This window comes from Mycolicibacter sinensis (assembly GCF_001667375.1).
Classification (GTDB): Bacteria; Actinomycetota; Actinomycetes; order Mycobacteriales; family Mycobacteriaceae; genus Mycobacterium; species Mycobacterium sinense_A.
The window spans coordinates 74,439-99,549 of the sequence record NZ_LZIN01000073.1 but is presented as its reverse complement, the minus strand read 5'-3'; the positions used below and the strand labels follow the sequence as shown (position 1 = coordinate 99,549).

Annotated in this window: 30 protein-coding genes and 1 tRNA gene; 18 read left to right on the top strand and 13 right to left on the bottom strand. The window is 69.3% G+C overall.

The window, feature by feature from the left end; all coding sequences use genetic code 11:
* The first annotated feature begins 121 nt into the window (after window positions 1-121).
* Window positions 122-919, top strand: coding sequence for a DivIVA-like cell division protein Wag31 (gene wag31 / locus A5771_RS14750; RefSeq protein WP_064855947.1), 798 nt, complete (start codon window positions 122-124; stop codon window positions 917-919).
* A gap of 63 nt (window positions 920-982) precedes the next feature.
* Window positions 983-1,342: a hypothetical protein gene (locus A5771_RS24545; protein WP_064855988.1), complete on the top strand. Its 360-nt coding sequence runs from the start codon at window positions 983-985 to the stop codon at window positions 1,340-1,342.
* Here A5771_RS24545 and A5771_RS14740 read toward each other — a convergent pair whose 3' ends face one another.
* The 3 genes from A5771_RS14740 to A5771_RS14730 all read right to left on the bottom strand — a co-directional run bounded on the left by A5771_RS14740 (window position 1,343) and on the right by A5771_RS14730 (window position 2,663).
* Window positions 1,343-2,026, bottom strand: coding sequence for a phosphoribosyltransferase (locus A5771_RS14740; RefSeq protein ID WP_064855946.1), 684 nt, complete (start codon window positions 2,024-2,026; stop codon window positions 1,343-1,345).
* A 13-nt stretch (window positions 2,027-2,039) separates the two neighbouring features.
* Entirely contained in the window at window positions 2,040-2,510 is a 471-nt protein-coding gene (locus tag A5771_RS14735) for a HipA N-terminal domain-containing protein (protein WP_267887471.1), read from the bottom strand.
* 67 nt (window positions 2,511-2,577) lie between these two features.
* Window positions 2,578-2,663 (bottom strand) — tRNA-Leu (locus A5771_RS14730).
* 114 nt (window positions 2,664-2,777) lie between these two features.
* Here A5771_RS14730 and A5771_RS14725 point away from each other — a divergent pair.
* Window positions 2,778-4,124 carry a M20/M25/M40 family metallo-hydrolase gene (locus tag A5771_RS14725; protein ID WP_064855945.1) on the top strand — a complete coding sequence of 449 codons (1,347 nt, stop codon included), beginning with the start codon at window positions 2,778-2,780 and terminating at the stop codon, window positions 4,122-4,124.
* Between the two features lie 20 nt (window positions 4,125-4,144).
* On the top strand, window positions 4,145-4,675 hold the full coding sequence (locus A5771_RS14720; RefSeq protein WP_064855944.1) for a YbhB/YbcL family Raf kinase inhibitor-like protein: 531 nt from the start codon (window positions 4,145-4,147) through the stop codon (window positions 4,673-4,675).
* Between the two features lie 17 nt (window positions 4,676-4,692).
* On the opposite strand, the gene A5771_RS14715 is transcribed toward A5771_RS14720, so the two are convergent.
* Genes A5771_RS14715 through A5771_RS14705 form a run of 3 tightly spaced genes read right to left on the bottom strand, consistent with a single transcriptional unit; the run spans window position 4,693 to window position 7,053 of the window.
* Window positions 4,693-5,760 (bottom strand): quinone-dependent dihydroorotate dehydrogenase, encoded by a 1,068-nt coding sequence (locus A5771_RS14715; RefSeq protein ID WP_064855943.1) that lies wholly within the window; start codon window positions 5,758-5,760, stop codon window positions 4,693-4,695.
* 4 nt (window positions 5,761-5,764) lie between these two features.
* Entirely contained in the window at window positions 5,765-6,031 is a 267-nt protein-coding gene (locus tag A5771_RS14710; protein ID WP_064855942.1) for a DUF5703 family protein, read from the bottom strand.
* A complete protein-coding gene (locus tag A5771_RS14705) occupies window positions 6,028-7,053 on the bottom strand; it encodes a YncE family protein (RefSeq protein WP_064855987.1) in 1,026 nt (341 codons plus the stop codon). Before A5771_RS14705 ends, A5771_RS14710 begins: the two co-directional genes overlap by 4 nt.
* Before the next feature lie 119 nt (window positions 7,054-7,172).
* Between A5771_RS14705 and A5771_RS14700 the strand changes: the two genes are divergently transcribed.
* The 8 genes from A5771_RS14700 to A5771_RS14665 are packed head-to-tail and all read left to right on the top strand — an operon-like array spanning window position 7,173 to window position 13,481.
* The gene (locus tag A5771_RS14700) at window positions 7,173-7,466 is read left to right on the top strand and encodes a hypothetical protein (protein WP_064855941.1); all 294 of its coding nucleotides are present in this window, start codon (window positions 7,173-7,175) and stop codon (window positions 7,464-7,466) included.
* Window positions 7,467-7,523: 57 nt separating this feature from the next.
* On the top strand, window positions 7,524-8,378 hold the full coding sequence (locus tag A5771_RS14695) for an undecaprenyl-diphosphate phosphatase (protein WP_064855986.1): 855 nt from the start codon (window positions 7,524-7,526) through the stop codon (window positions 8,376-8,378).
* Window positions 8,375-9,061, top strand: coding sequence for a histidine phosphatase family protein (locus tag A5771_RS14690; RefSeq protein WP_064855940.1), 687 nt, complete (start codon window positions 8,375-8,377; stop codon window positions 9,059-9,061). The genes A5771_RS14695 and A5771_RS14690 overlap by 4 nt, the downstream gene beginning before the upstream one ends.
* A gap of 50 nt (window positions 9,062-9,111) precedes the next feature.
* On the top strand, window positions 9,112-9,705 hold the full coding sequence (locus tag A5771_RS14685; protein ID WP_064855939.1) for a DUF3090 domain-containing protein: 594 nt from the start codon (window positions 9,112-9,114) through the stop codon (window positions 9,703-9,705).
* A complete protein-coding gene (locus tag A5771_RS14680) occupies window positions 9,689-10,486 on the top strand; it encodes an SCO1664 family protein (RefSeq protein WP_064855938.1) in 798 nt (265 codons plus the stop codon). Before A5771_RS14685 ends, A5771_RS14680 begins: the two co-directional genes overlap by 17 nt.
* A gap of 46 nt (window positions 10,487-10,532) precedes the next feature.
* A complete protein-coding gene (locus A5771_RS14675; RefSeq protein WP_082947237.1) occupies window positions 10,533-11,306 on the top strand; it encodes a 3'(2'),5'-bisphosphate nucleotidase CysQ in 774 nt (257 codons plus the stop codon).
* Between the two features lie 23 nt (window positions 11,307-11,329).
* Entirely contained in the window at window positions 11,330-12,565 is a 1,236-nt protein-coding gene (gene mshC, locus A5771_RS14670; RefSeq protein ID WP_064855936.1) for a cysteine--1-D-myo-inosityl 2-amino-2-deoxy-alpha-D-glucopyranoside ligase, read from the top strand.
* Window positions 12,566-12,605: 40 nt separating this feature from the next.
* Complete coding sequence (locus A5771_RS14665; protein ID WP_064855935.1) at window positions 12,606-13,481, top strand: SDR family oxidoreductase; 876 nt, start codon at window positions 12,606-12,608, stop codon at window positions 13,479-13,481.
* Window position 13,482: 1 nt separating this feature from the next.
* Here the strand turns inward: A5771_RS14665 and A5771_RS14660 are convergent, their stop codons facing one another.
* Complete coding sequence (locus A5771_RS14660; protein WP_064855934.1) at window positions 13,483-14,349, bottom strand: PAC2 family protein; 867 nt, start codon at window positions 14,347-14,349, stop codon at window positions 13,483-13,485.
* Window positions 14,350-14,553: 204 nt separating this feature from the next.
* Between A5771_RS14660 and metH the strand changes: the two genes are divergently transcribed.
* The 5 genes from metH to A5771_RS14635 are packed head-to-tail and all read left to right on the top strand — an operon-like array spanning window position 14,554 to window position 20,675.
* A complete protein-coding gene (gene metH, locus A5771_RS14655) occupies window positions 14,554-18,294 on the top strand; it encodes a methionine synthase (RefSeq protein WP_064855933.1) in 3,741 nt (1,246 codons plus the stop codon).
* A gap of 3 nt (window positions 18,295-18,297) precedes the next feature.
* The gene (locus A5771_RS14650) at window positions 18,298-18,999 is read left to right on the top strand and encodes an HAD family hydrolase (RefSeq protein ID WP_064855932.1); all 702 of its coding nucleotides are present in this window, start codon (window positions 18,298-18,300) and stop codon (window positions 18,997-18,999) included.
* A gap of 6 nt (window positions 19,000-19,005) precedes the next feature.
* Window positions 19,006-19,287 carry a phosphoribosyl-ATP diphosphatase gene (locus A5771_RS14645; protein WP_064855931.1) on the top strand — a complete coding sequence of 94 codons (282 nt, stop codon included), beginning with the start codon at window positions 19,006-19,008 and terminating at the stop codon, window positions 19,285-19,287.
* Window positions 19,288-19,289: 2 nt separating this feature from the next.
* Window positions 19,290-20,150, top strand: a complete 861-nt coding sequence (hisG, locus tag A5771_RS14640; protein WP_064855930.1) for an ATP phosphoribosyltransferase — start codon at window positions 19,290-19,292, stop codon at window positions 20,148-20,150.
* Between the two features lie 45 nt (window positions 20,151-20,195).
* Window positions 20,196-20,675: a glycine zipper 2TM domain-containing protein gene (locus tag A5771_RS14635; RefSeq protein WP_064855929.1), complete on the top strand. Its 480-nt coding sequence runs from the start codon at window positions 20,196-20,198 to the stop codon at window positions 20,673-20,675.
* A 10-nt stretch (window positions 20,676-20,685) separates the two neighbouring features.
* Here A5771_RS14635 and A5771_RS14630 read toward each other — a convergent pair whose 3' ends face one another.
* Both A5771_RS14630 and A5771_RS14625 read right to left on the bottom strand, forming a co-directional pair.
* A complete protein-coding gene (locus A5771_RS14630; protein WP_064855928.1) occupies window positions 20,686-21,471 on the bottom strand; it encodes a thioesterase family protein in 786 nt (261 codons plus the stop codon).
* Window positions 21,468-22,280: a RecB family exonuclease gene (locus A5771_RS14625; RefSeq protein WP_064855927.1), complete on the bottom strand. Its 813-nt coding sequence runs from the start codon at window positions 22,278-22,280 to the stop codon at window positions 21,468-21,470. Before A5771_RS14625 ends, A5771_RS14630 begins: the two co-directional genes overlap by 4 nt.
* A gap of 65 nt (window positions 22,281-22,345) precedes the next feature.
* Between A5771_RS14625 and A5771_RS14620 the strand changes: the two genes are divergently transcribed.
* On the top strand, window positions 22,346-23,179 hold the full coding sequence (locus tag A5771_RS14620; protein WP_064855926.1) for a tRNA (adenine-N1)-methyltransferase: 834 nt from the start codon (window positions 22,346-22,348) through the stop codon (window positions 23,177-23,179).
* 4 nt (window positions 23,180-23,183) lie between these two features.
* Here the strand turns inward: A5771_RS14620 and A5771_RS14615 are convergent, their stop codons facing one another.
* The 4 genes from A5771_RS14615 to A5771_RS14600 are packed head-to-tail and all read right to left on the bottom strand — an operon-like array spanning window position 23,184 to window position 24,998.
* Entirely contained in the window at window positions 23,184-23,627 is a 444-nt protein-coding gene (locus A5771_RS14615) for a hypothetical protein (protein WP_064855925.1), read from the bottom strand.
* A 44-nt stretch (window positions 23,628-23,671) separates the two neighbouring features.
* Window positions 23,672-23,965, bottom strand: coding sequence for a DUF503 domain-containing protein (locus tag A5771_RS14610; RefSeq protein WP_064855924.1), 294 nt, complete (start codon window positions 23,963-23,965; stop codon window positions 23,672-23,674).
* A 2-nt stretch (window positions 23,966-23,967) separates the two neighbouring features.
* Window positions 23,968-24,498, bottom strand: coding sequence for a hypothetical protein (locus A5771_RS14605; protein WP_064855923.1), 531 nt, complete (start codon window positions 24,496-24,498; stop codon window positions 23,968-23,970).
* An 11-nt stretch (window positions 24,499-24,509) separates the two neighbouring features.
* Window positions 24,510-24,998, bottom strand: coding sequence for a hypothetical protein (locus A5771_RS14600; RefSeq protein ID WP_064855922.1), 489 nt, complete (start codon window positions 24,996-24,998; stop codon window positions 24,510-24,512).
* Window positions 24,999-25,111: the final 113 nt, after the last annotated feature.

Genomic DNA, 25,111 nt, shown 5'->3' with positions numbered 1-25,111 from the left:
TCATTGCCGAGCACAGCGTCTGATGTGACAGGATGGGCGGCAGTTACAACACGGCTAGCGTATTCCCGGTCGACCTAACCTTGCCCGATCGGTGCTACCTACCTGACCAAGGGGGCAGACGATGCCACTAACACCGGCAGACGTACACAACGTCGCGTTCAGCAAACCGCCGATCGGGAAACGCGGCTACAACGAGGACGAGGTCGACGCCTTTCTCGACCTGGTGGAGACCGAGCTGACGCGGCTCATCGAGGAGAACGCCGACCTGCGGCAGCGGGTCAGCGAGCTCGACCAGGAGCTGGCTGCCGCCCGCGCCGGTGGAGGTGCGCAGGCCACCACCGCGATCCCGGTCTACGAGCCGTCCCCGGAGCCGGCGGCGCCGCCTCCGCCACAGCCGGCCGCACCGGAGCCGGCCACCGAAGAGCAGGCCCTCAAGGCGGCGCGGGTGCTGAGCCTGGCCCAGGACACCGCCGACCGGCTGACCGGCACCGCCCGGGCCGAGTCCGAGAAGCTGATGGCCGACGCCCGTGCCAACGCCGACCAGATCGTCAGCGAAGCCCGGCAAACCGCGGAGACGACGGTTGCCGAGGCCCGGCAGCGGGCCGACGCCATGCTGGCCGACGCTCAGACGCGCTCGGAGACCCAGCTGCGCCAGGCCCAGGAGAAGGCCGACGCACTGCAGGCCGACGCCGAGCGCAAGCACTCCGAGATCATGGGCACGATCAACCAGCAGCGCACCGTGCTGGAAGGCCGGTTGGAGCAGCTGCGTACCTTCGAGCGGGAATACCGCACCCGACTCAAGACCTACCTGGAATCCCAGCTCGAGGAGTTGGGCCAACGCGGATCGGCGGCACCGGTCGACACCAGCGCGACCAGCGACGGCGGCGGGTTCAACCATTTCAACCGCGGCACCAACTGACCGGCGGAACCGAACCGGCACGGCGGAATCGGGTAATCTGCTCGTCGGGTGGGAGGTGAGTCGATGCTGATCATCGCGCTGGTATTGGCGGCAATAGGACTTGCTGCGTTGGTATTCGCTGTGGTCACCAGTAATGCGCTGGTGGCATGGGTCTGTATCGGGGCGAGCTTGCTGGGCGTGCTGTTACTGATCGTGGACGCGTTGCGGGAACGGCGCCAAAACAGCCCGGCGGCGGCGCCGGATGAGGTCCCGGACGCGGCTGAAGGCCCCGACGACTCCGAGGCTTTCATCGACGCCGACAACGACATCGACGACGGCACGACCGAGGCGGCGGAAACCGTTGACCCCGAGGCCATCGAGGACTACGACGGCGTGGCGGTCGAGGACAACACCGACGAGCCCGTGCCGCATCCGGCCGACTAGCTAGCCGGCCACGGTGGTCGGCGTGGCCAGCAGGTCGCGGACTTCGTCGTCGGTGACCTGACGAAAGTCGATGTAGCTCTGCCCGACCGCGTCGAACGCGGCGGGCATCGTCGCGCATACGACCTCGTCGGCCTCCTGGGCGATCTTGCGGCACGCCGAGAGTGGGCCCACCGGTACCGCGACGACGGTCCGGGCCGGTTCGGCTGCCTGGACCGCTCGTACCGCTGCGAGCACACTCGCGCCGGTCGCGATCCCGTCGTCGACCACGATCACCACCCTGCCGTGCAGGTGGGCGGGCGGCCGATCACCGCGGTAGGCGCGTTCCCGCCGCTGCAACTCGGCTGACTCGCGGTCGACCACCGACTGCAGCGCCTCGCTGCTGATGCCGAGGTCGGCGACCACGTGATCGTTCAGCACCACCAGCCCACCGCTGGCCAACGCGCCCATCGCCAGTTCCGGCCACCGCGGCACACCGAGTTTGCGGACCAGGAACACATCTAGCGGTGCCTGCAAGGCGGCCGCGACCTCCCATCCGACCGGCACGCCACCGCGGGGCAGGGCCAGCACCAGCAGATTATCGGCGCGGCGGAATTCGGCCAGCTGTTCGGCCAGAAACCGGCCGGCGTCGTGGCGGTCGCGGAACGTGCGAGCCGCCGTATGGGTCCAGGCGCCTGGTTGAGTCATCTCCCCATCGAGCCTACGACGCAGTCGAGATCACGCCAGCACCGACTTTGGGTTGGACTCCTGCCCAACCAACGGGGTCGGCCTCGATAGAACCCGTCAGCTTCGCAAAGACTACGTGAAAGTCGTTGTCTCGCTCCGGCTCGAATAGCGGCGGTGGCAGCAGGGGAGGTACGCCGGCCGGCAATACCCGAATGTTGCCGAGGGTGTCAGCGCCGATCGCGAGCAGCAAGGTCAGATGGTCATCTGCCGATGTTTTTGTTGATGAGGTGACGACGCCGAGTCGAACACCCTCGGGCAAGAGTCCGGCGAAAAAGGGTGGAACGGCCCCTCCGGCGGTGATGACCGGATACTTGCCGGACCGCAGCATCGACCAGGAAACCGATCGATTTCGTACACGGCCTTCGCCAGGTTCTTCGGCCACATAATCGAAGCTGACGGCATCTCCACGCTCGCGGGTCAGGTGCGCGGCGAGCACCTCGCCGATGTATACGTCGGCTTTGGTGACCTCGCGGAGGTCGAGGCCTTGCCAATTTCTTTAGCTGACCTAATTGTGTCCGAGGGGGGACTTGAACCCCCACGCCCATTAATAGGGCACTAGCACCTCAAGCTAGCGCGTCTGCCATTCCGCCACTCGGACCGACCCGGACCAGCCGGGCAGCTAAGGCTAACGGATGCCGATCGCCGGACCCAAACCCAGCCCGCGCAACTGTCGTCGGAGGGCCCGCTCGCGGAAGTGGTAGGAAAGGTAACTGTGACGGTCAGCCCCGATCCTGCCGGTGACGCAGTCGACGAGGTCGTCGAACTGGTCAGCACCCTCATCCGTTTCGACACCACCAACACCGGTGAGCCCGAGACGACCAAGGGCGAGGCGGAGTGCGCCCGGTGGGTCGCCGCGCAGCTCGAGGAGGCTGGTTACCAGACCGAGTACGTCGAGTCTGGCGCGCCCGGCCGTGGCAACGTCTTCATCCGCCTGGCGGGCAGCGACCCGAGCCGCGGCGCGCTGCTGATCCACGGCCACCTCGACGTGGTGCCCGCCGAGCCCAGCGAGTGGAGCGTGCACCCGTTCTCCGGTGCGATCACCGACGGCTACGTGTGGGGCCGCGGCGCGGTCGACATGAAAGACATGGTCGGGATGATGATCGCGGTGGCCAGGAAGTTGGCCCGCGCCGGCATCGTGCCGCCGCGGGATCTGGTGTTCGCCTTCCTCGCCGACGAAGAGGCCGGCGGCAAGTACGGCGCGCACTGGCTGGTGGAAAACCGGCCGGACCTGTTCGCCGGCGTCACCGAAGCGATCGGTGAGGTCGGCGGTTTCTCGCTGACCGTGCCGCGCCGCGACGGCGGGGAGCGCCGGCTGTATCTGATCGAGACCGCCGAGAAGGGGTTGTGCTGGATGCGGCTGCGGGCCCATGGCCGCGCCGGGCACGGCTCGATGGTTAATGACGACAACGCCGTCACCACCGTGGCCGAGGCGGTGGCGCGGCTGGGCCGACACCGGTTCCCGCTGGTGCTCACCGAGTCCGTCGAGCAGTTCTTGGCCGCGGTCAGCGACGAAACCGGCCACGCCATCGACGTCGACTCGCCGGACCTGGAAGGGATGATCGAGAAACTCGGGCCGATCGCCCGCATCGTCAACGCCACCCTGCGTGACACCGCCACCCCGACCATGCTGCAGGCCGGCTACAAGGCCAACGTCATCCCCGCGACGGCGGAGGCGGTGCTGGACTGCCGGGTGCTGCCCGGGCGCCAGGCGGCGTTCGAAGCCGAAGTCGACGAACTGATCGGTCCGGCCGTGACCCGGGAATGGATCGCCAACCTGCCGCCGGTCGAGACCACCTTCGATGGCGACCTGGTGGAGGCGATGAACGCCGCGCTGCTGTTCTGCGACCCCGACGCCCGTACCGTGCCCTACATGCTCTCCGGCGGAACGGACGCAAAAGCGTTCGCCCAGTTGGGTATTCGGTGCTTCGGTTTCGCCCCGCTACGCCTGCCGCCGGATCTCGACTTCTCCGCGCTGTTCCACGGTGTCGACGAACGCGTTCCGGTCGACGCGCTGAAGTTCGGCACCCGGGTACTCGAACACTTCCTGACACACTGTTGATTGAAACGAGAGGACCAGTTATGACCACAGCCCCCGACCCCTACGCCGCCCTGCCCAAGCTGCCGACGTTCACGCTCACCTCCACGTCGGTCACCGACGGCCAACCGCTGGCCACCGCGCAGGTCAGCGGAATCATGGGCGCCGGAGGCCAGGACGCCAGCCCGCAGCTGAGCTGGTCGGGCTTCCCGGAGGAGACCCGCAGCTTCGCGGTCACCGTCTATGACCCCGACGCGCCGACGGCATCCGGGTTCTGGCACTGGGCGGTCGCCAACCTGCCGGCCACCTGCACTGAGCTGCCGGAGGGTGTCGGCGACGGCAGCCTGCTCCCCGGTGATGCGCTGACCCTGGTCAACGACGCGGGGATGCGCCGCTACGTGGGTGCCGCGCCGCCGGCCGGCCATGGCCCGCACCGGTATTACATCGCGGTGCACGCGGTGAAGGTGGAGAAGCTGGAGCTGGCCGAGGACGCCAGCCCCGCCTACCTGGGGTTCAACCTATTCATGCAGGCGATCGCCCGTGCGGTGATCGTCGGCACCTACGAACAGAAGTAGCGAATCCCCGCTCGCGGTTACTTGGCCGCGCTTCCGACGGCCTCAGCCAACGACGCGAACCCGCCGTCACGTAACCGCTGGGCCAGGCCGTCGTGGATGTTGCGAGCCCACAGGCCACCGCCGTAGATGAAGCCGGTGTAGCCCTGCAGCAGCGAGGCGCCGGCGGTGATCCGCTCCCAGGCGTCGTCGGCGGTCTCGATCCCGCCAACGCTGATCAGGGTCAATCGGTCACCGACGCGGGCGTACAGCCGCCGCAACACCTCGAGGGCCCGGCGGGCCACCGGCGGACCGGAGATACCGCCCGGCCCGAGGTCGGCCACGCCCGGGGTGGCCAGCCCGTCGCGGGAAACGGTGGTGTTGGTGGCCACGATGCCGGCCAGCCCCAGCTCCACGCAGAGGTCGGCGACGGCGTCGAGGTCGTCGTCGGCCAGGTCCGGTGCGATCTTCACCAGCACCGGCCGGCTGGTCTCGGCGCCCACTGCGGCCAGGATGGGCCGCAGCGCTTCTACTGCCTGCAGATCCCGCAGCCCCGGGGTGTTCGGTGAGCTGACGTTGACCACCAGATAGGCGGCCAGCGGCGCGAGCAGCCGGGCGCTGGCGCGGTAGTCGGCGACCGCCTCCTCCGCAGGGGTGATCTTGGTCTTGCCGATGTTGACCCCGATCGGCACGTCGGCGTGTTGCCGGGCCAGCCGGGCGGCCAGCGCGCCGGCCCCGTGGTTGTTGAACCCCATCCGGTTGAGCAGGGCGCGGTCCTCGGGGAGTCGGAACAGCCGCGGCGCAGGATTACCGGGTTGCGGCGCCGCCGTCACGGTGCCCACCTCGGCATAACCGAAACCCAGTGCGCCCCAAGTCTTCAGGCCGACACCGTCCTTGTCGAACCCGGCCGCCAGCCCGAGCGGGCCAGGGAAGTGCACCCCGAACACCGTGCTGGCCAGCACCGGGTCACGGGGCGCCAGCCGGCGCCGCAGCACCCGACGGGCCGGCGACGGCGCCGTGGCACCGCGCAACGCGGCGAACGTGATGGTGTGAATGCGTTCCGGGGGCACCAGGAACAGCGCGCGGCGCAGTGCGCCGTACCAACCCATCCGCCTACAACCCCGGCTGGTCGACGCAACGGTTGCCGTTGACCGCGTTTAACTGGGACTTTTTGCGGCGCAACAACACCCGTCTGCTTCCATCGGTGTACAACCGCACTCGGGTCAGCTCCCAACCTCGATATTCGGCCTCGATCGACAACCGGGTCGAGGCACCTATGCGGGTGATCTCCGGTGGCAGCCGCAGCGGAATCCATTCGTATTCATCGGACAGTTCGCCGTCCCAACCCGGCGGCAGCCGATGCGAGCGCAGCGCGGTCAACGTTGCCTCGCCGCATGCTCGATAACCTGCACCCCGGCTCCGGCGCCCGACACCACGTACAAGGTGTCCGACCTGTCGTCGAAGGCCAGGGTGTCGGGCTGCTGCACGGTCGGGTACCGAACCTTCTCCACGGGGATTCCGGTGGTCAGATCGTAACCGACCACGGTGTTTGTTTCGGTCTGCGACACCCACGCGAACCCCCCGGAGCCCGCCACCCCGTAGGGGGCCTGCGGCACCGGGTAGGCCTGCCGCAGGATCAGCGGGTCGGCGCCGTAGACCAGCAGCTGGCCGCCGCGGGTGTCGGCCACCAGCACCGGCCCGTCTGCCGCGGCCGCCAGCGTCGTCGCGCCCTGGCCGGCGCGCAGCGCGTACTGCGGCTTGCCGTCGGCGCCGATGGTGGTCACCGACGTTTGGCCACGATCCAGCACGACGGCGGTGTCGCCTTGGGTCACAAGCTCGTCGACCCGGGCGAAGATCTTCGCCCGCTCGGCGGTGCGGGTGCCGCCGGGGGCCAGGGTGTGGACCGCGCCGTCGGCGGTGCCCAGCACCATGGTGCCGTCGCTGCGCCGCGCGATCGCGGTGAAGTCGGCTTCGGCGGCATCGTCGACGGCGACTCGTTCGATGCGTCGGGTGGTCAGGTCGACGGTGAAGTAGCCGCCCCGGCCGGACAGATAGGCGACACCGGCGCCGTCGCCGGTCACCGCGGTGGCCGGGCCCGGCAGCGCCAGGGCGGGCTGACCGGGTGCCCCGACCAGATGGACGGTGGCGGGCGCTTGCGGGTGGGCTCCGGGGCACAGCACCACCAGCAGCCCGGTGGCGGCGTCGAACACCGCGCCGGTGGCCGGGGCGCTCAGCGGCCGCACCGTGCCGGCCGGGCGCCCCGCCACCGCGGGGGAGACGGCGGGTTGTGCCGCCGGGATGGTCGGCGGCGGCGCGGTGACGGGATTGGACGAGCATGCGGTGAGCGCAAGCAGCAGCGAGAACAGCAGGCCCGGCAAAGGCCGGCGGGGGGAGTGCTTCAGCACGGGCAGCTCTTCTGACTCGTCGCGGTCGGGGGTCGAACCCGATTCTAAGGATGGCGCTGACGCCCGATCAGCATGTCCCGGCCACAATAAGTTCGCTTACGTGTAATCTCGCGGCCATGACTGTGGCCGAAGACTGGCAACTGGCATGTTCAGAATTCTTCATCGAGGAGATCTGGACCGGCGCGTTCGCGAGCGGGTTCGGTGAGGTCGGCGACGGCCGCAGCTTCTCCTTCCGCGTCGAGCAGCAATCACTGGTGGTCGACATCTACCGGCCCCAGCTGCAGTGCCCGGTCCCGCACGACGAGGACGTGGTGGCCACCGCGAGCCGGAAGATGTTCGACATCGACCTCGCCGACGAGCGCAGCCTGACCGCCGCGGTCCGTGACGTGGTAGCCGACCTGACCCGCTGAGCCCCGGCCGGTACGGTCTTTGACGTGTCTGAGGTCGTGTCGGTACTCGAGCCGGCGATGTCATGGCCCCAGGTCGTCGTCCTGGCGGTAGTCCAGGGGCTCACCGAATTTCTGCCGGTCTCGTCCTCAGGACACCTGGCGCTGGTCTCGCGGCTGTTCTTCGCCGGTGACGCCGGAGCCTCGTTCACCGCGGTGACCCAGCTCGGTACCGAAGTGGCCGTGCTGGTCTATTTCGCCAAGGACATCGCGCGCATCGCCACGGCCTGGCTGTCCGGGGTGGCGTCGGCGCTGACCAAGACCCCGCTCGCCGCCGACCGCCGAACCGATTACCGGATGGGCTGGTACGTCATCATCGGCACCATCCCGATCTGCGTGCTGGGGCTGGTGTTCACCGACCAGATCCGCTCCGGGGTCCGCAACCTGTGGGTGGTGGCCACCGCGCTGGTGGTGTTCTCGGCGGTGATCGCCGCCGCCGAGTACTTCGGGCGGCAGACTCGCCACGCCAAGGAGCTGACCTGGCGTGACGCCGTCCTGGTGGGCTCGGCGCAAACCCTGGCGCTGGTGCCCGGGGTGTCGCGGTCCGGCGCGACCATCAGCGCCGGCCTGTTCGCCGGCCTGGACCGGGAGCTGGCCGCCCGCTTCGGGTTCCTGCTGGCCATTCCGGCGGTGTTCGCCTCCGGGTTGTTCTCGCTGCCCGACGCGTTTCACCCCGCCGGCGCCGGGATGAGCGCCAGCGGGCCGCAACTGTTGGTGGCCACCCTGATCGCCTTCGCGGTGGGCTGGGCGGCGGTGGCCTGGTTCCTGCGGTTCCTGGTCGCCCACAGCATGTACTGGTTCGTCGGGTATCGCGTCCTGGCCGGAACGACGATCCTGGTCCTGCTGGCCACCGGCGTGCTGGCGGCCCAGCCATGACCGTCATTCTGCTGCGGCACGGCCGCTCCACCGCCAACACCGCCGGCGTGCTGGCCGGGCGTTCCGAAGGCGTCGACCTCGACGAGGAGGGTCGCGAGCAGGCCGCACGGCTCGTCGACCGGCTCGCCGGGCTGCCGATCACAGCGCTGGTGCGCTCACCGCTGCTGCGCTGCCGCAGCACCCTGGAACCGCTAGCCGCCGCGCTCGAGCTGGAACCGGTGATCGACGACCGGCTCGCCGAAGTCGACTACGGAGCCTGGACCGGACGCAAGATGAGCGAGCTGACCGGCGAGCCGTTGTGGCGAGTGGTGCAGGCCCAGCCCAGCGCGGCGGTGTTCCCCGACGGCGAGGGCTTGGCGCAGGTGCAGGCCCGGGCGGTCGCCGCGGTCCGCGACCATGATCGGCAGCTGGCCGAGCAGCACGGCGGCGACGTGCTGTGGCTGGCCTGTACCCACGGTGACGTCATCAAGGCCGTCGTCGCCGACGCACTCGGCGTCCACCTGGACGGTTTTCAGCGCATCATCGCCGACCCGGCCTCGGCGAGCGTGATCCGCTACACGCCGTTGCGCCCGTTCGTTATCCACCTCAACCACACCGGGCCCTCGCTGGCCGCCGCCGTCAAGGATTCGCCGCCCGCCGACGGCTCGTCGAGCGACGCCGTCGTCGGCGGGTCCACCACCTAGTCCACGCAGATCCCGGTGTGGTTGCCGACTGCCGGTATTTTGGAGATGCCATGTCCCGAGCAATCCACGTCTTCCGCACTCCCGACCGCTTCGTGGCCGGGACCGTCGGCCAACCCGGGAATCGCACGTTCTACCTGCAGGCGGTGCACGACGAGCGGGTGGTCTCGGTGGTGCTGGAAAAGCAGCAGGTCGCGGTGCTCGCCGAGCGGATCGGTGCGCTGTTGCTGGAGGTCAATCGCCGTTTCGGTACGCCCGTACCGCCCGAGCCCAACGAGATCGACGACCTGAACCCGCTGGTGACTCCCGTGGACGCTGAATTCCGGGTCGGCACCATGGGGCTGGGCTGGGACTCCGAGGCGCAGACCGTGGTGGTCGAACTGCTCGCGGTCAGCGATACCGAATTCGATGCCTCGGTGGTGCTCGACGACACCGAGGAGGGCCCGGATGCGGTGCGGGTGTTCCTGACGCCGGAGTCGGCGCGCCAATTCGCCACCCGCTCCAACCGGGTCATCTCGGCGGGCCGCCCGCCCTGCCCGCTGTGCGACGAACCGCTGGATCCGGCCGGTCACATCTGCGTCCGCACCAACGGCTATCGGCGGGGCGCCTTCGGGCCCGACGATGAGCCCGATGACGCCGAGCTCTGAGGATCGGGAGGCGTTGCGCTCCGGGGAGTTGGAGATCCTGGGCCGCATCCGCTCGGCCAGCAACGCCACCTTCCTGTGCGAGGCGGCACTGGGGCAGCACCGCGTCCACTGCGTGTACAAGCCGATCACCGGCGAGCAGCCGCTGTGGGATTTCCCGGACGGCACCCTGGCCGGTCGTGAGCTCGCCGCACACCTGATCTCGGTGGAGCTGGGTTGGAACCTGGTGCCCTACACCATTATTCGCGATGGCCCGGCCGGCCCGGGAATGGCGCAGCTGTGGGTGGACCAACCCGATCCGGAACCCACGCCGGGCATGGTCGACCTGATCCCGGTCGGCAAGATTCCGGCCGGCTACCTGTCGGTGCTGCGGGCCTACGACTACGCCGGCGACCCGGTCGTGCTGGTGCACGCCGACGACACCAGGCTGCGCCGCATCGCGGTCTTCGACGTGGTGATCAACAACGCCGACCGCAAGGGCGGGCACATCTTGTGCGGCACCGACGGCATGGTCTACGGCGTGGACCACGGGGTGTGCCTGCACACCAACGACAAGTTGCGCACCGTGCTGTGGGGCTGGGCCGGCAAACCGGTCGACGACGAGACGCTGCAGGCGGTCTCCGCGCTGGCCGAGGCGTTGGACGGCCCGCTGGCGGCGGCCCTGGAGCCGCATCTGACCCTCGCCGAGATCGCCGCGCTGCGTGGCCGGGTGACAGACCTGCTGGAGCGTCCGGTGATGCCCGGCCCGAACACGGATCGGCCAATCCCGTGGCCGGCGTTCTGACCGGCTCGGCGGCGGCCGCCCCGGCGTGGTCGGGGATACTTCCCACGTGACGCTGACCGACGCGGCGCTGGCCGCCGAACTGGCAGTCGAGGCCGGAAAGCTGTTGCTGGAGGTCCGCGACGAGGTGGGATTCGGCCACCCGTGGCGCCTCGGCGATGCCGGTGACGCGCGCGCCAACCGCTTGATCCTCGACCGGCTGCGGGACGCCCGCCCGGACGACGCCGTGCTCAGCGAGGAATCCCCCGACGATCTGGCCCGGCTGCACGCCGACCGGGTCTGGATCATCGACCCGCTCGACGGCACCCGCGAGTTCACCACCCCCGGACGCGACGACTGGGCGGTGCACATCGCGCTGTGGCAGCGCGACGGCGCCGGCCCGGGCGCCATCACCGACGCCGCGGTGTCCCTGCCGGCGCGCGGCAACGTCGTCTTCCGCACCGACACGGTCACCTCGGGCGCCGAGCCGGCCGGCACCCCGATCCCCATCCGGGTCGCGGTCAGCGCCACCCGGATGCCCGCGGTGGTGCGCCTCATCCGGGCGGTGCTGCCGGTCGAGCCGGTGCTGATGGGTTCGGCGGGCGCCAAGGCGATGGCCGTGGTGCGCGGTGACGTGGACGCCTACCTGCACGCCGGCGGGCAGTGGGAGTGGGACTCGGCGGCCCCAGCCGGCGTGGTGCAGGCGGCCGGCCTGCACGCCACCCGGCTCGACGGGTCGCCGCTGCGCTACAACCGCCCCGACCCCTACCTGCCCGACCTGCTGATGTGCCGGCCCGAGGTGGCGCCGGTCCTGCTGGACGCGATGCGGCGGACAGTCCTGTAGAGCGCGGCTTTACAGTCGAGGGCATGCAATCGTGGTCCGCGCCGGCTGTTCCGGCCCTGCCCGGGCACGGCCCGGCGCTGCGCCTGTATGACACCGCCGACCGGCAGATCCGCCCGGTGTCGCCGGGCCCGACGGCCACCATGTACGTCTGCGGCATCACCCCGTACGACGCCACCCATCTCGGTCACGCCGCCACCTACCTGGTGTTCGACCTGATTCATCGGCTCTGGCTGGATGCGGGCCATCAGGTGAACTACGTGCAGAACATCACCGACGTCGACGATCCGCTGCTCGAACGCGCCGACCGCGACGGTGTGGACTGGCAGAGTCTGGCGGCCAGCCAGGTGGAGCTCTTCGCGGCGGACATGGCCGCGCTGCGGGTGCTGCCGCCGCAGCACTACGTCGCGGTCACCGAGGCCGTAGACGAAGTAGTAGAAGTGGTCGAAAAGATGCTGGCCGCCGGATCGGCCTACATCGTCGAGGGCGAGCACCCGGACGTCTACTTCCGCGCCGACGCCACCGATCAGTTCGGCTACGCGTCCGGCCTGGACCGCGCCACCATGCTGGAGTTGTTCGGCGAGCGCGGCGGGGACCCGGACCGCGACGGCAAGACCGACCCGCTGGACGCCCTGCTGTGGCGCGCCGCCCGGCCGGGTGAACCCAGCTGGCCCGCGCCGTTCGGCGCCGGACGCCCCGGCTGGCACGTCGAGTGCACCGCGATCGCCCTGAGTCGCATCGGAACCGGCCTCGACATCCAGGGCGGCGGATCGGACCTGATCTTCCCGCACCACGAGTTCTCCGCCGCCCACGGCGAATCCCTCACCGGGGAGCGCCGATTCGCCCGGCACTACGTGCACGCCGGCATGATCGGCTGGGACGGGCACAAGATGTCCAAGAGCCGCGGCAACCTGGTGCTGGTGTCCAAGCTGCGCGCCCAGGGTACCGAGCCGGCGGCGATCCGGCTGGGCCTGCTGGCCGGCCACTACCGCAGTGACCGGTTCTGGGACGAAGCAATGCTGCACGACGCCGTAGCGCGGCTGGAGCGCTGGCGTGCGGCGACCGCCCTGCCCGCCGGCCCGGACGCCGGCGATGTCGTCGGGCGACTGCGCCGCTACTTGGCCGATGACCTGGACACCGTCAAAGCGCTTGCCGCAGTGGATGGTTGGGCTACCGACGCGCTGGAGTACGGCGGCCACGACACCGCCGCGCCCGCCCTGGTGGCCACCGCGGTCGACGCCCTGCTGGGCATATCCCTCTAGGCGCTGTAGCCCCGAGCCGTGCCGCGGGTAGTTTGGCCGCATGGTTTCGATTCACTCCCAAGTCATCTTCATCACCGGCGGCGCGCACGGTATCGGCGCCGAGGCAGCAAAGAAACTGCACGCCAAGGGCGCCAAGCTGGTGCTGACCGACCTGGACCAGGCAGCGCTCACCGCGCTGGCCGACGAACTCGGCGGTGACCGGGTGCTGGCCGTCGCCGCCGACGTGCGCGACCTGGACACCATGCAGGCCGCCGCCGATGCGGCCGTCGAGCGCTTCGGCCGCATCGACACCGTGGTGGCCAACGCCGGCATCGCCAGCTACGGCTCGGTGCTGAATGTGGATCCCGAGACGTTCAAACGGGTGATCGACGTCGACGTGGTCGGGGTGTTCAATACGGTGCGGGCCACCCTGCCGGCGGTGATCGAGCGTCGCGGTTATGTGCTGGTCGTGTCCTCGCTGGCGGCGTTCACCCCGCTGGCCGGGATGGCGTCCTACGACGCGGCCAAGGCCGCGGTCGAGCACTTCGCCAGTGCGCTGCGCCAGGAGGTCGCCTACCAGGGCGTGGAGGTCGGATCGGCGCATATGGGCTGGATCGACACCCCCATGGTTCGCGATGTCAAAGCCGATCTGGGGGCCTTCGGCGACATGCTGGCCAAACTGCCGTGGCCGCTGAACAAGACCACCTCGGTCGACGAATGTGTCGATGCCTTCATCGAGGGCATCGAGAGCCGCCGCCGCCGCGTCTACTGCCCGCGCTGGGTGGGCCTGTTCCGCTGGCTCAAGCCGGTGCTGACATTGCGGGCCGTGGAAGCCCCGTTCATCAAAGGGGCCGCCACCATCGTGCCGCGGATGGACGCCGAGGTCGCGGCGCTGGGGCGCTCCACCAGCGCCCACAACGAGGCCCTCGAGAAATAAGTCAGCGCCGGCGCCGGCGCAGATAGCGCTCGAACTCGGCGGCCAGCGCGTCGCCGTCGATCTTGTTCAGCGCTTCGGTCATGTCGACCTCGGCGTCGCCACGTTCCTCCAGCGAGGCCACGTAGTCGGCGATCTCGTCGTCCTCGCTGGCCATCTCGGTGACCGCCAGCTCCCACTCCTCGGCTTGGGCCGGCAGATCGCCGAGCGGCACCTCGACGTCCAGTGCGTCCTCCACGCGGCGCAGCAGCGCGACGGTCGCCTTGGGATTGGGCGGCTGCGAGACGTAGTGCGGCACCGCAGCCCAGAACGTCACCGCCGGAATCCCGGCCGCCACGCAGGCGTCCTGGAACACCCCGGTGATACCGGTCGGGCCCTCGTAGCGGGTCTCGGTCAACCCGAAGCGGGTGGCCGACTCCGCCGAGTACGCCGCCCCCGACACCGGCACCGGGCGGGTGTGCGGGGTGTCGGCCAGCAACGCGCCCAGGATCACCACGGTGTCGACGTCGAGTTGCTCGATGATCGCCAGCAGCTCGGCGCAGAACGTCCGCCAGCGCATGTTCGGTTCCACGCCGTGCATCAGTACGATGTCGCGGTCGCTGCCCGGCGGCCGGCAGTGCGAAACGCGCATCGACGGCCACACCAGCTCGCGGGTGACGCCGTCGAGCTGGCGGATCACGGGCCTGTTGACCTGATAGTCGTAGTACGCCTCGTCGTCGATATCGACGAGCAGGCGGGCCTCCCAGATGTCGTTCAGGTGCTGCACCGCGTCGCTGGCGGCGTCGCCGGCGTCGTTCCAGCCCTCGAATGCGGCCACCACAATGGTGTCGCGCAGCTCGGGAAACGCAGTGCCGTCATCCGGTCGGGTCACAAAGTCAGCCTACGGCGTGCGCACTGATCACGGGCTCTACTCCCACCGGCTGAGTCGCCTTGTTCATCGGGGCCTTCGTCCCGGCGCCGGGTGAGCACGTAGACTCTTCTGCGTCGAGAGGCGTTGCAACGGTTCGCCGGTCTCTGCCGGTGGCCGCCACGCTCGACAGAGTTAAGGACGCCTTCCGTCACGGAAGGACCCTGCATGACCGCCTCCGAGCCCGAAACCTTCGCGCCCAACATCCGGCCCGACGCCACCGACGAGCTGACGGCTGCGCTGGGCGCGCGGATCCTGGTGATCGACGGCGCGATGGGCACGGCGATTCAGCGGGACCGTCCGGACGAGGCCGGTTACCGCGGTGAGCGGTTCGCCGAGTGGCCGTCCCCGCTGCAGGGCAACAACGACCTGCTCACCCTGACGCAGCCGCAGATCATCGAGGGCATTCACCGCGAGTACCTCGAGGCGGGCGCCGACATCCTGGAGACCAATACGTTCAACGCGAACGCGATCTCGCTCTCCGACTACGACATGGCCGACTTCAGCTACGAGCTGAACTACGCCGGTGCCGCCCTGGCCCGCAAGGCGGCCGACGAATACAGCACGCCGGACAAGCCGCGCTACGTGGCCGGCACGCTTGGACCGACGACGCGGACGGCGTCGATCTCGCCGGACGTCAACGACCCGGGCGCCCGCAACGTCTCCTACGACCAGTTGGTCGCCGCCTACCTCGAAGCCGCCAACGGCCTGGTCGACGGTGGCGCCGACATCCTTCTCATCGAGACGATCTTCGACTCGCTGAACGCCAAGGCTGCGGTGTTCGCCGTCGAGACACTGTTCGAGGACCGCGGGCGCCGCTGGCCGGTCATCATCTCCGGCACCATCACCGATGCGTCCGGGCGCACCTTGTCGGGTCAGGTCACCGAGGCGTTCTGGAACTCGATCCGGCACGCGAATCCGATCGCGGTGGGCCTCAACTGCGCCCTGGGCGCGCCGGAGATGCGGCCCTACATCGCCGAGATGGCGCGGATCGCCGACACCCACATCTCCTGCTACCCGAACGCCGGCCTGCCCAATGCCTTTGGCGAGTACGACGAATCCCCGGAGCGTCAGGCCGGCTACATCGCCGACTTCGCCGAGGCCGGCCTGGTCAACCTCGTCGGGGGCTGCTGCGGCACGGCGCCGGAGCACATCGCCGAGATCGCCAAGGTCGTCGAGGGCAAGCCGCCGCGCCAGCTGCCCAAGATCGAGCTGGCCACCCGGCTCGCGGGCCTGGAACCGCTCAACATTACCGACGACTCGCTGTTCGTGAATATCGGTGAGCGCACCAACATCACCGGCTCCGCCCGGTTCCGCAACCTGATCAAGGCCGAGGACTACGACACCGCGTTGTCAGTCGCTCTGCAGCAGGTCGAGGTCGGTTCGCAGGTCATCGACATCAACATGGACGAGGGCATGATCGACGGCGTCGCCGCGATGGACCGGTTCACCAAACTGGTTGCGGCCGAACCGGACATCAGCCGCGTCCCGGTGATGATCGACTCCTCCAAATGGGAGGTCATCGAGGCGGGCCTGAAGAACGTGCAGGGCAAGCCGATCGTCAACTCGATCTCCATGAAGGAGGGCGAGGAGAAGTTCATCCGCGAGGCACGGCTGTGCCGCAAGTACGGCGCCGCCGTCGTCGTGATGGCTTTCGACGAGCAGGGCCAGGCCGACAACCTGGAGCGCCGCAAGGAGATCTGCGGGCGCGCCTACCGGATCCTGACCGAGCAGGTCGGCTTCCCCGCCGAGGACATCATCTTCGACCCGAACTGCTTCGCGCTGGCGACCGGCATCGAGGAACACGCGACCTACGGCATCGACTTCATCGAGGCCTGCGCCTGGATCAAGGAGAACCTGCCCGGGGTGCACATCTCCGGCGGCATCTCGAACGTGTCGTTCTCGTTCCGGGGCAACAACCCGGTCCGCGAGGCGATCCACGCGGTGTTTTTGTTCCACGCCATCAAGGCCGGTCTGGACATGGGCATCGTCAACGCCGGGGCGCTGGTGCCCTACGACTCGATCGACCCCGAACTGCGGGAGCGCATCGAAGACGTCGTGCTGAACCGTCGCGAGGATGCCGCCGAGCGGCTGCTGGAGATCGCCGAACGGTTCAACTCCTCCGGGAAGGCCGAAGATCCCGCAGCAGCCGAGTGGCGCAGCCTCCCGGTCCGTGAGCGGATCACGCACGCCCTGGTCAAGGGCATCGATGCCCACGTCGATGAAGACACCGAGGAACTGCGGGCCGAGATCGCCGCCGCGGGCGGCCGCCCGATCGAGGTGATCGAGGGCCCGCTGATGGACGGCATGAACGTCGTCGGCGACCTCTTCGGCGCGGGCAAGATGTTCCTGCCCCAGGTGGTGAAGTCGGCCCGGGTGATGAAGAAGGCCGTGGCCTACCTGCTGCCGTACATCGAGGCGGAAAAGCAGCCCGGCGACGCTGACCACACCAACGGCACGATCGTGATGGCGACCGTGAAGGGCGACGTCCACGACATCGGTAAGAACATCGTCGGGGTCGTGCTGCAGTGCAACAACTACACCGTCATCGACCTCGGTGTGATGGTGCCCGCCGACAAGATCTTGGCCGCGGTCAACGAGTACGACGCCGACATGGTCGGGCTCTCCGGCCTGATCACCCCGTCGCTGGAGGAGATGGCCGGCTTCGCCGTCGAGATGGAACGCGAAGGTCTGGAGATCCCGCTGCTGATCGGCGGCGCGACCACCTCGAGCGCCCACACGGCGGTGAAGATCGCGCCACGGCGCAGCGGTCCGGTGATCTGGGTCAAAGACGCGTCCCGCTCGGTGCCGGTCGCTGCCGCGTTGCTCGACGACAAGCAGCGGCCGGCGCTGCTGGAGCAGACCGCGGCCGACTACGCGTCGCTGCGGGAACGGCACGCCCAGAAGAACGAGCGGCCGATGGTGCCGCTGGAGAAGGCCCGGGCGAACCGGACGCCGATCGAGTGGGAGGGCTACACGCCACCGGTACCCGTCCAGGGACTCGGCGTGCGCGAGTTCCTCGACTACGACCTTGCCGAACTGCGGGAGTTCATCGACTGGCAGCCGTTCTTCAACGCCTGGGAGATGAAGGGCCGCTTCCCCGACATCCTCAACAACCCGGCGTCGGGTGAGGCTGCCCGCAAGCTGTACGACGACGCCCAGCAGATGCTCGACCGGGCGATCGAGGAGAAGTGGCTGACGGCCAACGCGGTGATCGGCTTCTTCCCGGCCAACGCGGTCGGCGACGACGTCGAGGTCTACACCGACGAGTCCCGTACCGAGGTGCTGACCATGTTCCACAACCTGCGTCAGCAGGGTGCGCACCGGGCCGGCATCCCGAACCGGTCGCTGGGTGACTTCATCGCACCCAAGGAAACGGGTCTGGCGGACTACATCGGCGCCTTCGCTGTCACCGCGGGGCTCGGCAGCGGCGAGAAGATCGCGGAGTTCAAGGCAGACCTCGACGACTACAGCGCGATCCTGCTGGAGTCGGTCGCCGACCGGCTGGCCGAGGCCTTCGCCGAACGGATGCACCAGCGGGTTCGCAAGGAGTTCTGGGGGTTCCAGCCGGACGAGGCCTTGGACAACGAGGCGCTCATCGCCGAGAAGTACCAGGGCATCCGCCCCGCCCCGGGCTATCCGGCCTGCCCGGAGCACACCGAGAAGGCGACGATCTGGAAGTTGATGGACGTCCACGAGCGGACCCGCATCGAGCTGACCGACTCGATGGCGATGTGGCCCGGCGCCGCCGTCAGCGGCCTGTATTTCTCGCACCCGCAGTCGCAGTATTTCGTGATCGGCCGGTTGGCCCAGGACCAGGTCGCCGACTATGCGAAGCGCAAGGGTTGGACCCTGACCGAAGCCGAGCGCTGGCTCGGCGCCAACCTCGGCTACAACCCGGAGGACTGAGCTCTGCGCGCGGTGCTCTGGGACATGGACGGCACCCTGGTCGACTCCGAGAAGCTGTGGGACGTCGCGATGGATGCGCTCTATGACCGCCTCGGCGGGGTGCTGACCCCGGAGGTCCGGGCGTCCACCGTCGGTGGTTGCGCGGAGAACACCATGCGCATCGTCTACGACGACCTGGGACTGCCGCTGGACCTGGCGGCGATGGCCGGCTCGGCGCGTTGGCTACACGACTACACCGCCGGGCTCTTCGACGCCGGATTGCCCTGGTGCGAGGGCGCCCGCGAGCTGCTCGACGGACTGACCGCGGCGGCGGTGCCGATGGCCCTGGTGACCAACACCCCGCGGGTGTTGGCCGAGCGGGCGGTGAACACCATCGGCCGGCACTACTTTGCGGCCGTGGTCTGCGGCGACGAGGTGCCGCACGGCAAGCCGGCACCGGATCCCTACCTGCGGGCCGCCGGGCTGCTGGAGCTGGATCCGCGCTGGTGTCTGGCAGTGGAGGACTCGCCAACCGGCGCCGCGGCGGCCGAGGCGGCCGGCTGCGCGGTGCTGGTGGCGCCCAATGCGATCCCGGTGCCGCCCGGGCCGCGGCGTCGTCAGGTGACCACCCTGGCCGGTCTCGAGCCGGCGCACCTGGCCGAAATCCACGCCGATCTGGCCGGACCGCAGCGGGCCGTCGCCGGAAACCGCCGTGACTGCCGCTGATGGCGCATGAAACAATCCCTGCTCGTGAAGACCTTCGAGGAGCTGTTCGCCGAACTCGGTGAGCGCGCCGCCACCCGGCCGGCCGGCAGCGCCACCGTGGCCGCGCTGGACGCCGGGGTGCACACCGTCGGAAAGAAGATTCTGGAAGAGGCCGGCGAAGTATGGATGGCCGCCGAGCACGAGTCCGACGACGCCTTGGCGGAGGAGATCAGCCAGCTGCTGTATTGGACCCAGGTGCTGATGATCTCGCGCGGGCTGACGCTGTCCGACATCTACCGGAAGCTGTGAGCATGTTGCGTGTCGCGGTCCCCAACAAGGGGGCGCTCAGTGAATCCGCCGCGGCGATGCTGGCCGAGGCCGGCTACCGCAGCCGCAGCGACGCCAAGGATCTGACGGTCATCGATCCGGGCAACAAAGTCGAGTTCTTCTTCCTGCGGCCCAAGGACATCGCCATCTATGTCGGGTCGGGGGAGTTGGACCTGGGCGTCACCGGCCGGGACCTGGCGCTGGAATCCACTGCGCCGGTGCGCGAACGGCTGGCGCTGGGATTCGGTTCGTCGCGGTTCCGCTACGCCGCCCCGGCCGGGCGGGACTGGGCAGTGGCGGATCTGGCCGGCAAGCGCATCGCCACCGCCTATCCCAACCTGGTTCGGAAAGACTTGGCGGCCAGGGGGATCGACGCGACCGTCATCCGTCTGGACGGCGCGGTGGAGATCTCGATTCAGCTCGGGGTGGCCGACGCGATCGCCGACGTGGTCGGCTCGGGCCGCACCCTGCGCCAGCATGACCTGGTGGCGTTCGGTGAGACGCTCTGCGATTCGGAGGCGGTGCTCATCGAGGCCGCCAAGCCGAACGGCCGCAGCCAACAGACGGCCGCAGCACGTGATCAGCTGGCGGGCCGGGTGCGTGGCGTGGTCTTCGGCCAGCAGTACCTGATGCTGGATTACAACTGTCCGCGTGCGGCTCTGGAGCAGGCTGCCGCGATCACCCCGGGACTGGAGTCTCCGACCATCGCCCCGCTGGCCGAGCCGGACTGGGTGGCGGTGCGCGCGCTGGTCCCGCGCCGCCAGGTCAACGCGATCATGGACGAACTGGCCGCCATCGGAGCCAAGTCCATTCTGGCGTCGGACATTCGCTTCTGCCGATTCTGAGCGGTGCCGGCGTGTTAGCGTCCGGGGGATCCTAGGAGGCCCGAAGTGACGCATTTCCTCGTGCTGCTGCTCGCACTGTTGATCGGCGTCGTCGCCGGCCTGCGTGCGCTGACCGCGCCGGCGGTCGTCGCCTGGGCGGCCGCGCTGCACTGGATCAACATGGACGGCACCTGGGTTCAATGGCTGAGTCATCCGGTGAGCGTCGCCATCCTGACCGTGCTGGCAGTCGGTGAACTGGTCACCGACAAACTTCCCAAGACACCGGCCCGCACGGTAGCGCCGTCGTTCGCCGCCCGCATTGTCTCGGGCGCCTTTGCGGGCGCCGTCATCGGCACGGCCTGGGGCTACACCTGGACGGCGCTCGGGGCGGGTGTCATCGGTGCGGTCCTGGGCACGCTGGGCGGCTATGAGGCCCGCACCCGCCTGGGCGCATCCCCCGGCCGCGCCCTGCCGATCGCACTACTGGAGGACGGTCTCGCGGTCGTGGGCGGTATCGCGATCGCCGCGTTCACCGCGGTCGTGTGAGCTGAGGCGTTCAGCGTCGCTGCACCAGCAGGGATTGCGCTGACGTCCCGATGAATCCGCTGCGGTCGAACAGCTCCGCGGTGGTCGCGCCCACGCCGTCCGGCCCGATCGAGGCGCGGGCCCGCAATCCGAATTCTTCTCCGGCCGGCAGCCGGTGCAGATGCACCACGGTGTCGGTGTTCATGAACATGTATTCCTCGGTGTCCAGGGCGGCGCCGATGCCGTTGGCCGAGTCGACCACCATGGCCAGCCGCTGCAGGGCGGTGGTCGGCTCGGCGTCGACCAGATGTACCCGGGGACTCAGCCAGGCCACCGCGGCACCGTCGGGGGAGTCCGGCTGGGCGCGCCACTGAACGGACCGGGCATAGCCGGTGCTCTGGGCGAACCACGCCGGCGGCGGCAGCGACGGTCCCTGGGGCAGCGGCGGGTGCCGGTCGGCGGCCACCGTGGTGGTGTCGGTGGTCGCCAGCGCCCACGCGCTCAGCCGAGCCACCGGACGGTCGTCGTCGCAGGACCGCATCTCGGCCTCCAGCAGCCGGATCCGCCTGCCCGAGCGCTGCACCCACGCATGTACTCGCACCGGAGCCACCGGGATCGCGCCCAGAATGTCCAGGGCCAGCCGGGCGATCCGCTGGCCGGAGCCCGCGATCAGATATTCGATTTCGCGAGTGAGCAGCGCCAGCGGGGGTGAGCCGTGCTGCAGATCTGGTCCCCAGACGCTGCCGGTGAGTTGCGTGGACTCGAACACGTCTCCCGCGTCGGTGCCCGGTGCCCGACGGTAGTAGCTGCCGGTCATGCGGCGTCGTCGGCCGGCCAGCCGGGGTAGGACGGCGGGGCCCCGCCGAACGCCGGACATAGCGCGCGGTGCGCGCACCAGTCACACAACCGCGACCGATTGGGCCGGAAATCGCCTGTGGCTCCGGCGGTCTGAATGGCCCGCCAGATCGCGATCAAGGTCTTCTCGAAGCGCAGCAGCTCGGCGTGGTCGGGGGAGTAGTCCAGGATCTGGCCGTCGGCCAGGTAGATCAGCCGCAGCTGCGCGGGCAGCACTCCGCGTGATCGCAGCACCGCCACCGCGTAGAACTTCATTTGGAACAGCGCCTTGGATTCGGCAGCCGCGGACGGCCGGCCGGTGACTGATGGGGCTCTGCCGGTCTTGTAGTCGACGACCCGCAGGCTTCCGGCGGGCGCGACGTCGATGCGGTCGACGAAGCCCCGCAACATGGTTCCGTCGGCCAGCTCGACCTCGACGCGCTGCTCGCAGCTCTGCGGATCGAACCGGCGCGGATCCTCCAGCCGGTAGTAGCCCGACAGTAGTTTGCGGGCCTCGGCCAGCAGCTTCTCGGTATCCAGCCCCTCGCCCAGGCCCGGCTCGGCGCTGATCAGCTGCTCCCAGGACGGGGCCACCAACTCCGCCGCCGCCTCCGGTCCGCGCTGCGGCGCCGGTAGCGCGTAGAGCCGCTCCAGGGCACCGTGCACCACCGAGCCGCGCAACTGCGCCGCCGAGGGGGCCTCGGGCAGCCGGTCGATCGCCCGGAAACGGTACAGCAGCGGGCACTGTTTGAAGTCAGCCGCACGCGACGGGGACAACGCCGGACTGCTCATAATCAGGCACCTTACGGGCACGCACCGACAACCCGTTCGTCACGCACGCTTTAGTGTTAGCGGCTGTGTCCGAATCGGGGATCTTCCAAGCGGGTGACCGGGCCCAGTTCACCGACGCCAAAGGCCGCCGCTACACCACGGTGCTGGTTCCCGGCGGCGACTTCCACACCCACCGCGGCGCCATCCCGCACGACGAGGTGATCGGGCTGCCGGACGGCAGCGTGGTCAAGTCCGCCAACGGCGATCCGTTCCTGGTGCTGCGGCCGCTGCTGGTCGACTACGTGATGTCGATGCCGCGCGGGGCGCAGGTGATCTACCCGAAGGATTCCGCGCAGATCATCCACGAGGGCGACATCTTCCCCGGGGCCCGGGTGCTGGAGGCCGGCGCCGGCTCGGGTGCGTTGACGCTGTCGCTGTTGCGGGCCGTCGGGCCGCAGGGCCGGGTGATCTCCTACGAGCTGCGCGACGACCACGCCGAGCATGCCCGCCGCAACGTCGAGACCTTCGTCGGGCACCTGCCGGATAACTGGCAACTGGTGATGGGCGATGTCGCCGACTGCGACATGGCGGCCGGATCGATCGACCGAGTGGTGCTGGACATGCTGGCGCCGTGGGAGGTGCTCGACACCGTGTCGCGGGTGCTGATTCCCGGTGGCGTGCTGGTGATCTACGTCGCCACCGTGACCCAACTCTCCGAGGTGGTCGAGGCGCTGCGCGGTCAGCAGTGCTGGACCGAGCCGCGTGCCTGGGAGACGCTGCAGCGCGGCTGGAACGTCGTCGGCCTGGCGGTGCGACCGCAACACGCGATGCGCGGCCACACCGCATTCCTGGTCGCCGCCCGCCGGCTGGCGCCGGGCACGGTGACCCCTACCCGGCTGGGGCGAAAACGCCCGGTGTGAGCGGTCAGACCTCGGGACCCCACAGCCGTGGGCTCATCGCATGTTCCGACGGCGGTTCCACGTCCACGGCACCGTCGGCGCCGATCGCGTAGGGAAAGATCAGTCCTAGCGCCGCGCCGTCGCGGTGCTCGACGCTGAACTCTATTCCGTCGCAGCGCCGCTCGGTCAAGGTGACGTTCAGCGCCACGACGGCGGCCCGCAGGGTGTCCTTGACCTCGGTGACGGCTCTCCAGTGCGCCGCCAGTTGTTCGACGACGGTCAGATCGGGCGATCCGGGGAAGTCGGGAGCGATCGCCTGTTGTTCGCCGTCGACGGACACCGCCAAGGCGAACGGCCGGAACTCACCGCCTGCCTTGATGCCCGCCAGGGCGAATTCGACTGCAGCGGCGGTGAGCCCGTCAAGGTCGCACTGCGCCTGTTCGCTCAGGGTGTCACGCCAGCCCGGCATAGCCTGATCGCCTCCTCGGACTCCAAACCGCTTGCGTGGCACTCTCAGTCGTCGCTGCGGCGCAGCCCGCGGTGCACCGACAGCAGCTCGATCTCCGGGCGGGCGGCCACCAGGCGCTCGGCGGCGTCCAGCACCTCCACCAGATGGGCTCGCTCGCCGGACACCGCGGACAGACCGATCCCGGCGCGCCGGTGCAGATCGGTCGAATCCGCCTCGGCCGCCGAGACATTGAACTTGCGACGTAGTTCCGCGACGATCGGCCGCACTACCGACCGCTTCTGCTTGAGCGAATGCACGTCACCGAGCAGCAGGTCGAACTCCAGCCAGCCGATCCACATGGCTAGGGCGCGGGAGGCGCAGATGAGTCGGCATGCGCTTTGCCGAACGCCAGCAAGGTCTTGGCGGTCTCCTGGGATAGCTGCCAGTCGGCGACGTGCGGCGCGAACTCCATCGGGAACGTGAACGCGCCGGTGTCGGGGTTGGCGGTGTTGACAGTGACGTCGGCGGTCACGTTGCCAGGGTGGCGGTCCGACCAGGTCAGCCCGGCGGCCTCGAGGTTCAGCGGTAGATACCCGCCGTCTTTGAGTGCGGTGGCGAACTTGTCGATGGTCCCGGCGTCGGTGGGCTTGGCGCCCTCGACGAGGCCCACCTTCTCCGCGCCGGGAACCGCCGGGTCGGATAGCCGGTAGAGCACGTCGGTCAGTGCCTCCGGCGCCGGCATCGCCGACACCGGCGCAGCAGCCGCCATCGACGTCGACCCCGGTGTCGAGGGCTCCGCTACCGGCGCCTGCGCCGACTGGTGGCCGGTGCAGCCCGACAGCGCCAGCACCGCCGCCACGGCGGTGATCAAGGCGCGGTGCTGCCGGAACATGCCAGCTGCGATCAGTTCGTCGATGTCATCTGCGACAGCGTCATCAGCGAGGTCTTGGACAGCTTCCAGCCGCCCTGGTCCACGAACGTCAGGTTGACCGTGCGCGGCTCCATCTGCGGCCCGGAGGCGGTGACGTCCGCGGTGGCCGCGCCGAGGCCGGCCGGGGCGATGTTGGCCACGCTGATCGCCAGCGGGAACTTGCCGTTCGCGGCGGCCTTGGCCATCTTGCGGTCCATGATGCTGCTCTCGACCGGGCCCAGGCCATCCTCGATCAGGTACGACTTGCCGGCGGCGGGGATACCCGGGTCGGCCAGCGTGTTGAGAACGTCGGTCAGCTGCTCGGGCGCCGGCACCGCGGCCGGCGGGTCCAGCGGCAGCGGTGCGCCGAACACCGTCAACTGCACCTGCGGGGCGACGGTTGCAACCGAGGTCACACCTGCTGCGGCCGCCCCGACGAGCGCGGCTGCTGCGATGCCTGTGGCTAGGTATTTCGCGGTCACAAAGGTCCTTTCGACGGCTGTAATCGTTACCAAGGCTAACAGCGTTTCCCGGTGTGTCGGATTGCCACAGCGCACGCGAATGCACAATGGCCGGTAGCGTTGAGGTATCCGTC